The sequence below is a fragment of the Candidatus Nitrotoga sp. M5 genome (genome assembly GCF_927904885.1).
In the GTDB taxonomy this organism is placed as follows: domain Bacteria; phylum Pseudomonadota; class Gammaproteobacteria; order Burkholderiales; family Gallionellaceae; genus Nitrotoga.
This window is the reverse complement of the sequence record NZ_CAKMNW010000046.1, coordinates 1-8,063: the sequence shown is the minus strand read 5'-3', so window position 1 is coordinate 8,063 and position 8,063 is coordinate 1. Positions and strand designations below refer to the sequence as shown.

8 protein-coding genes are annotated in these 8,063 nt (G+C 46.3%); 4 read left to right on the top strand and 4 right to left on the bottom strand.

Annotation, left to right across the window (positions count from 1 at the left end):
* Positions 1–179: 179 nt before the first annotated feature.
* From MJ770_RS09650 to MJ770_RS09635, 4 genes are all read left to right on the top strand, one after another.
* Complete coding sequence (locus MJ770_RS09650; RefSeq protein WP_239253373.1) at positions 180–752, top strand: BON domain-containing protein; 573 nt, start codon at positions 180–182, stop codon at positions 750–752.
* 353 nt (positions 753–1,105) lie between these two features.
* Positions 1,106–1,321, top strand: a complete 216-nt coding sequence (locus tag MJ770_RS09645; protein WP_320412225.1) for a glycine zipper 2TM domain-containing protein — start codon at positions 1,106–1,108, stop codon at positions 1,319–1,321.
* A 91-nt stretch (positions 1,322–1,412) separates the two neighbouring features.
* The gene (locus MJ770_RS09640) at positions 1,413–1,604 is read left to right on the top strand and encodes a hypothetical protein (protein WP_239253371.1); all 192 of its coding nucleotides are present in this window, start codon (positions 1,413–1,415) and stop codon (positions 1,602–1,604) included.
* Between the two features lie 136 nt (positions 1,605–1,740).
* The gene (locus MJ770_RS09635; RefSeq protein ID WP_239253370.1) at positions 1,741–2,220 is read left to right on the top strand and encodes a glycine zipper 2TM domain-containing protein; all 480 of its coding nucleotides are present in this window, start codon (positions 1,741–1,743) and stop codon (positions 2,218–2,220) included.
* A 653-nt stretch (positions 2,221–2,873) separates the two neighbouring features.
* Here the strand turns inward: MJ770_RS09635 and MJ770_RS09630 are convergent.
* From MJ770_RS09630 to MJ770_RS09615, 4 genes are all read right to left on the bottom strand, one after another.
* Positions 2,874–4,559 (bottom strand): mechanosensitive ion channel family protein, encoded by a 1,686-nt coding sequence (locus MJ770_RS09630; RefSeq protein ID WP_239253369.1) that lies wholly within the window; start codon positions 4,557–4,559, stop codon positions 2,874–2,876.
* 505 nt (positions 4,560–5,064) lie between these two features.
* Positions 5,065–5,223 carry a hypothetical protein gene (locus MJ770_RS09625; RefSeq protein ID WP_239253368.1) on the bottom strand — a complete coding sequence of 53 codons (159 nt, stop codon included), beginning with the start codon at positions 5,221–5,223 and terminating at the stop codon, positions 5,065–5,067.
* Positions 5,220–6,296 carry a sensor histidine kinase gene (locus tag MJ770_RS09620; protein WP_239253366.1) on the bottom strand — a complete coding sequence of 359 codons (1,077 nt, stop codon included), beginning with the start codon at positions 6,294–6,296 and terminating at the stop codon, positions 5,220–5,222. The genes MJ770_RS09625 and MJ770_RS09620 overlap by 4 nt, the downstream gene beginning before the upstream one ends.
* Before the next feature lie 95 nt (positions 6,297–6,391).
* On the bottom strand, positions 6,392–8,014 hold the full coding sequence (locus MJ770_RS09615) for a putative bifunctional diguanylate cyclase/phosphodiesterase (RefSeq protein WP_239253360.1): 1,623 nt from the start codon (positions 8,012–8,014) through the stop codon (positions 6,392–6,394).
* Between the last annotated feature and the right edge of the window lie 49 nt (positions 8,015–8,063).

Sequence of the window (8,063 nt, the reverse complement as noted above, 5' to 3'; positions counted from 1 at the left end):
ACACGTAGATAACTAAATAGTTACCTAAGTATCTGCAAATATGTTCGCTAGCGCACTGAACAGATTTTTGAAATATGAAAAGATAGAAGTGGATGTCGATGAGAGTTTGATGATACAAGTTTATCGGATATCTGTCGGCTCACGTTCAGTTGCTAACTAAATTTAATTGGAGAAAAATCATGAATGATTACTATAAGTTACTTATTTTGATTGTGTCAGCTGCAGGCGTTTTATCATTCACCGGCTGCAACAAAACTCAAGAAGAAGGGAACGTATCAACCGTAGGCACTTCACTGGAAAAAGCAATTGACGACAGCGCTATTACCACCAAAGTATTATCCAAGTTAATGGCTGATTCGAGCATTAAAGGTTTTGATTTAAAAGTGGAGACACATAATGGAAATGTTCAGTTAAGTGGCTTTGTGGATGACCAGGCTCAAATTGATAATGCAATTATGATCGCGCGTTCAGTAGAAGGTGTTAAGGATGTGGACAATCGAGTCAGTTTAAAAAGTGACCGTGACACGTCCATGGGCGTCAAAGTTGATGACAGTGTAATAACCTCCAAAGTTAAGTCGTCATTACTTGCTGATCCCGACATTAAGAGCCTTGACATTGCAGTGGTAACAAGCAACGGCGAAGTTCAGCTCAGTGGTTTTGTTAACAATCAGACTCAAATTGATCGTGCAACCGATATCGCACGCAAAACTGAGGGTGTGCATAATGTTATTAACGAATTAAGCATCAAATAACTTACTGGCCTTTCAACTCTGATGTACAACTTTTTTTGTAACGTGAATATAGGTGGAGAGCTGCGTGAATATCGGGCCACTTGAATGACCAAGAAAAAGGAACACCGATTAAGAGGTATAAGCAGCTCCCCAGTGGAGAAACGAAATCAGCTGGCAGGCACAATCCAGGAAGCTTCTGGCGTCAATAAAGAATAAGTAGACGCTACAGCTGCAATGATTGCTTCAAAAATAGATGAGAAGGGGAAGATGGATACCTCGGACAGAAAATGGTTAGGCTTAGTGTTGGTGGTCACGATTGATTTAATTTAACTAAAGGGTACTTCTAAAGAACTCTTCTAAAATAAGGAACTAACATGAAAACGACATATAAAGTTGCCATAAACGCGTTAACGGTAGCTATGTTTATTGGCCTAGGTGGTTGTTCTGGCATGTCTAAACAGGATAAAAATACAGCTATCGGTGCTGGTGCAGGTGCAGTTGGCGGTGCGGTACTTACGGGAGGCAGCACTATTGGAACGGTTGGTGGTGCCGCAGTTGGAGGGGTTGTCGGTCACGAAATCAGCAAGTAAAAAATTCATTACTAATTCGATGCATCTTTAACTAACCAAATGCGACGATGCATCGTTAATCATATATAAAATTTTTAGGGGATTTAACTAAATGATGAACTTGAAAAATAGCACTACTACAGCATTAGCAGTCAGTGCTTTAACGTTAGCGCTATTAGGCTGTCAGGAAAAGGAAGGTCCGGCCGAGAGTGCTGGTAAGGAAATTGATAAGGCAGCTCAAAAAGCCGGAGAACAAATTGAAAAGGCCGGAGATAATATTCAAGACGCGGCTGAAGGGAAGTAAATAATAGTGTGATTTTGCCGTATACATACTGGACGCGCTCTTTTTTCTGCGGCTCTGTAAATAGCTTGGCTTTTGCTGAAGTTTTACAATTCAAATCTTTACAATCCAACTATTCTGGTTTGCTTAGGAGTAATAAATGAAATTGATGCAAATTATTTTAGTAGGAGCTGTGACAGCTACGATGTTATTGGGAGGCTGTGCAAACAGTAGCAATCCTGGCTCACCAACCAATTCCTCTTCATCGCCATCCACCTCTTCACCATCTTCCAATCTTATTGGCTATGGTGTGGTTGAAGATATAGAAACCTTTAAAATTTCCGATGATGGCAATCATATTACAGGAGCCGTCATTGGTGGAGTTGTGGGCGGCCTGTTGGGACACCAAGTTGGTAGCGGAAGAGGCCAGACCGCAGCTACGGTTGCTGGTGCGGTCGGAGGAGCGATGGCTGGTCGTGAAATTGAAAAGCGTTCACAAGCCGCCAGTCGAGATGAATACCGTGTCCGTGTTCGGTTGAATAACGGTAGCATTCACTCAGTCACTCAAAGCAATATTAACGATATAACAATTGGAGATCGAGTCCGCGTGGATAATGATCGCGTGTCACGTGCTGATTAATAATGTCATTTTTGCGAGCTCGAAAAAATGACAAACAATGCAATTAACTCATACATTTGCATTTTAACATTTAGTTTCATGGCAAAAAAGGTGGGGCAATCGCCCCACCCTCTCAAACTGAATTTCCAAGCGGCATGCTTGCTCCATCATTCAAATTGAAGGGAAGCAGACATGAAGATGGGAGCAGAATTCTGGGCAGCGTATATGGCTGCCGCCAAATTTTAAACGATCATGGGAAGAGCGCCTGCACATGTTCGCGAAATCTGGCAGGGCATTCGTACATGGGATCAACACCGATAGCGGCGCTTATCTTGGGCTTTCAACAACCTGCCGTATCATGGCCTGGTGATGGTTTCAACCAATATTAGCCGCGGCAAGCCCAACATACGGGTAACGCCGCAAGATACGCTTGATTGAACGCGCAGTGACAGTCAGTATTCGCCATTTTCCTTGTGGTCAATTTTACCTGCGCGGACAGTAGCACCACCATGATCTGCCCACATTTTGCTTCCTTTTGACTTATCCTCATGTCCCTTTCAATGTGCCACCCGCTATGATTTTGATCGGGCATTGAGTTTTCTTAACGGCAACCCAAACGGACATTTCTACTTTGCGCTGACATAGCAAGCATTGGCAACGCCAAGGAATGCACATCAAGTTTCTTGTTCAGTGATATTATCATTTTTTGCATTCCTGTTTGATTTTGGTGTCTTAAGCATGACGGTCTGTGTTGGAAACGCAATATTTACGCCTTCTGCTTCAATTGTTTCCATGATTTTCAGTAGGATTTCTTCTCGCATGCCTAAAAATGTCGCATAGTCGAAAGTCCTGACGTAGGCAAATATTTCGATATCGAGCGAGCTTGCGTTAAACTCAACAAAGCGTACGCGGCTGTCGTCGATGATATTGGTGTCCTCTGTCAATAAGGCACGTATAGCTGCAAGCACCGAGCGCATCTGGGCAGCGGATGTGTCATATGTCAGGCCGACAATCGGATTGAACAAAAAGCTGTCGCGACGCGAGTAGTTTTCAATCTGCTGTGAAGCGAAATCGCCATTCGGAATCGTGACCACTGTTCGAGCAAGCGTTCGGATACGGCTAGAGCGCATCCCAATATCCTCCACGGTTCCCAACACATCACCCACCTTGCAAAAATCGCCGTCGCGCACAGGTTGATCGACGATGACCGTAAGGGTCCCAACCAGATTTTCGATGGACTTCTGCGCACCCAAGGCAACCGCCAAACCACCTATACCTAGCGCCGCGATACTAGTTGTGACATCAATATCCAGCGTATCGAGCACTGCCACGAATGCGGCGAAGCCAAGTAGGCTCTTTGCGCTTCGGCGCAAGAATACCATTGCAGATATGGCGTAATAACGGTCAGAGTGCGCCATGCGTGCGGTCCACAGGTCCGAGATCATATCGATCAGACGCCACAGCAGCCAAACGAGTGCGACCCAAGCGACGATGGTTGCGTAGCGCGCGAGAACCTGTCGTGCGACGATCCCAACCTGTAGCTCTTGTGTTCCTATAAAAAACAGGATGACCGCAAGACAAAGACTCAGGGGAGGAATAGCCGCTTCGGCAAATTGGTATAAGCGGTTAGTTTCTGGGTCGTTCACATAGGCACGAATCACTCGGAGTAAAATCGCGAAAATAAATCGAATTCCCAGAAAAGCGACAGCTGCGATCACCATGAGAAGAAGCCAGTCAGCAACAGAAGCACCAAAGATTTTGATGTCCGTGAGTACCGTGGGCAGTAACGTGGCACTTACGGACTGTTCTGAAACTGGGTTGCCTTGAGCCAAAAGTTCAAGGGTCTCCGTCGTGATTACCCAATAACGTGTGACACCTGCATCCGCAGGTGTCACACGTTTTGCTAACAGCGCCGACTCGCCAGATTTGGTTCTGAACGATCCAAGTCGTTCCTGATCGATCGGCAACTCATCGTCTGTCACACCTGTTGATTCGTTGGACAAGCCGACAAAAGGGAGCATCGATCCACTGCTGTCGAGTATTTGTTGCAGTTGCTTCGCCAATGCAACGCCTGCTTCTGGATCCGGTTTTTTCTGATTGGCGAAGGGCTCAAGAAACTGAGATGCCCTGTTATAGTCACCATTTGCAAAGGCATCGAGCAAACCTGTGGCCAAACCACGAGGTGTTTCACGGCCGTAAGGGTCAGGTGACGCAGCGGGAACATTCAAAATCACTTGCTCCCCTGTGGATGTTGCGTCTGTCAACGCATCTCCCGCCTGCGCAGCCGGGACGATCAAAATCGAGGAGAGCAATACAACACACAGAAGTAAGCTTCGAAAAGTATTGTTTACTTGAGCCATAGGTAGATTTCCACAAGTGTGTTCTGGTTCAACTAACCGATCGCGGCGCGAGCGCAAAAGATTTATGGACGCCTCTACAAATTTAATTTTCTATGCAGACAATCACGAATAGAAATTCGAGCGGTCATACTATTGATATGTAAGCGATAAGTTTTTTTCGATTATCGCAGTATTGTGCCGAAAATTGGATTTTTAGAGGTGCCTTTATATACTTATTGTAACAAGCCTTGGCAAGGTCACGCCTCGATCTATAAATTAGCTTCTGCGAACTTAGTACGTCGGACGAGGTGCGGATACTCACCTGAAACTCGCGGCGGCTCGCAACCAACGAGGTTTCGATTGATACTACCGCTGGTACCTGAGCGTACACCTGACCAAGCCATCAGCCACACCAGGAAATGCCTGGCTGAAATCCAGCGTCACATTGCAGCGCGCATTTTCCAAATCCTGGCTTGCTGCAACGCGATTTTGGAGAGCTTTGCAGATCCAGGAACTTGTCGCAACGTCAAAATAAAGCGGCGATACTAAATCGCACGCCAACCATTGGCGTTCGATATTCTGGACCGAGATTTCCAAAACGAATCTGGATCAACAATGCCGGATTGGCGGCGCGTGATCGCTCCTCCCGCCACTTCACTACACGTGGCAGCGATTGAATTTTCAAAGGCAAGTTGCGGAGCCTTCGGCCCGGTTCAGTTCCACGCTGAATACACTCCCCACACCGACAGTGCTTTCCACGTTAATTGAGCCGCCCATCAGTTCAATCAGTTGCTTGGTTATTACCAGACCAATACCCGTTCCTTCCTCAACACCGAATTCTTGTCCAAGACGATTGAACGGCTGAAATAGCTGCGCCATCTTCTCTGGCGGCAGCCCAACACCACTGTCTTTGATGCTAATGCGTATGCGTTCCTGAGTGCAGGTGCATTTCACCTCGACCGCTCCATGTTCGCGGTTATATTTGATTGCATTGGTGAGCAAGTTGATCAAAACCTGCTTTACTCGAATTCGCTCTGCATTAACAAACCAGGTCTTGTCGAATGGAATAAAATTTATATGAATGTCGCGTTTTTGTGCCTGCGATTCGATCATGGCCAGGCATTCGATCATGGTTGTTTCCAGCGGTACTGGGCTCAGTATCAATGGTCGCTCACCAGATTCGATTGTCGCATGATCATCAAGAACTCCATTAATCAGTTCCAGCAGGTACCATCCTGCATTGATAATTTGGTGTAACCTTTCAGTTTGGATATCTGTAGGTGGCGGTGAACCTATTTCCAACAACTGCGCGAAACCAAGGATTGCACTGAGCGGAGTGCGCAGCTCATGGCTCATGGTGCTAACTAAAACTGATTTCGCAAGATTGGCTTTTTCTGCGATAACCATGGCGCGCTCCATCTGAGTGTTAGTTGATTCAACTTCATCGGTCAGTTTGCGTGCTTTCATTGTAGCAACGACTAAGTTCGCGTTTGCTTGTTGCAATTTTTTTATGTGCTCGTCAATCGCTACCTGTATTGCCTCTGCCGCATGAATTTCTCGCTCACGCAAAGCGGCTTTCTTTTCACGTAGCAGAATAGAATCTTCACGGATGTCCACAGCGTCTTCTCGTAAACTTTCAGCATCTTCACGCATGTGTACGGCCTCTTCTCGTGCGGCGACTAACTTCTCGCGGCTTAGAGCAGCCACATCATCTTTGAGGACAGAAGGCTTTTCTTTGTGCAGTTTTGATTTATTCAATTGATTTATATAATAAACTTAAAAAAACAATCAATATAATTTTTATTCACAACCACCTTATAACCACCTAACAGCGCATCACTTTTTTATAAAACTTAGACACTATGAAAGTGCTTGCCCCCCCAATTGTGAATGAGTGTTCCACCTGTTTGCAGTAAGGTGGCGAACGACTCTGCTACCATCGGACGTCCGAAATAGTAACCCTGACCTTCGTCGCAACGCTGAGCCAAAAGAAATGAGGCCTGTTCTGATGATTCCACACCTTCCGCAATGACACATAGCTTGAGGCTTTTACCCATGCTTATTACAGCACTAACGATGGCGGCATCATCTGGATTGTTGCACATTTGGCTCACGAACGACTGGTCGATTTTCAGGGTCGTAATAGGAAACTGCCTTAAATAACTTAAGCTAGAATAGCCGGTGCCAAAATCATCAATGGCAAGCCTTACCCCCAAATTTGCAAGTGCATGCATTATGGAAACGGTAGACCCCACATCCTGCATAAGGAGGCTTTCAGTTAATTCCAGTTCCAGACAGCGTGGCTCCAAGCCTGTTTCCTCGAGCGATTGGCGAATATTATCTAGAAATTCTCTGGCACGAAACTCAAGCGCTGAGATGTTGACTGCGACGATGATCGACGGCAAACCAGCCTGCTGCCACAACCGAGCCTGGAGGCAGGCTTCGTGCAATACCCATCGACCGATCGGCAGGATTAGGCCACAGTCTTCGGCAATGGAGACGAACTGCGCTGGCGATAGCAGACCGTATTCCGAATGCTGCCAGCGGATGAGTGCTTCGGCGCCGACAATTGCACCACTTGTAAGATTTATTTTTGGCTGGTAATGCAACACAAATTCCTGCCGTTCAAGTGCACGGCGCAAGCTTGCCTCGATGGATTGCCGCTGGACGGCGCGATCATTCATTTCTTGCTTGAAAAATTTATAATTATTGCGCCCATTTCCTTTGGCAAAATACATCGCAGTGTCTGCATTTTTGATCTGTGATTCCACATCTTGGCCATCATCGGGATAAATACTAATACCGATACTCGCACTGATATGAAGTTCGTGCTGATCGATATAATGTGGCAGCGCAAACGCCGCGATCATTTTTTGAGCACACATCGCCGCACTTTCGGGATTCTCGATGCAGGGAAGCAGCACCACGAACTCATCCCCACCCTGGCGACTGATGGTGTCCATGTGACGTACACAACCCTTCAGCCGTTGGGCAAAGGACTGCAGTAGTTTATCGCCCACCGAATGCCCCAAGGAGTCGTTGATATGTTTAAATTGATCCAAATCTATGTACATCATCGCAACTTGACTGCCTTGACGACATGCTGACTCAATCGCTTGAATAAGCCGGTCTTGCAGTAATATACGATTAGGCAAACCGGTAAGTACATCGTGATGAGCTAAGTGTTCTAGCTTAACTTTAGTCACTTCGACTTGTTCGGCCAGTCTGTGTGATTCCAGTGTAGCAACAACCAGATGTGCGTTCGCTTGCTGCAACATAATCATGCGACTGTCGGACACTCGCTGTACTGCCTCTGTTGCGCATATTTCCAGTTCGCGCGAGGTTACTCTTCCTTCACGCAGATGGACCGCAACTTCACGCAAGTCGGCAGCATTTTCCCGCATCAAGACTTTATCTTCTCGTGCAGCGACCAACTTTTCGCGGTTTAAAACGGCCCCTTTATTATTAAGGGGCACCTCTAAAAACCATAGCTTTCAAACTTTCCGGCCCAAACTTTATGAACGC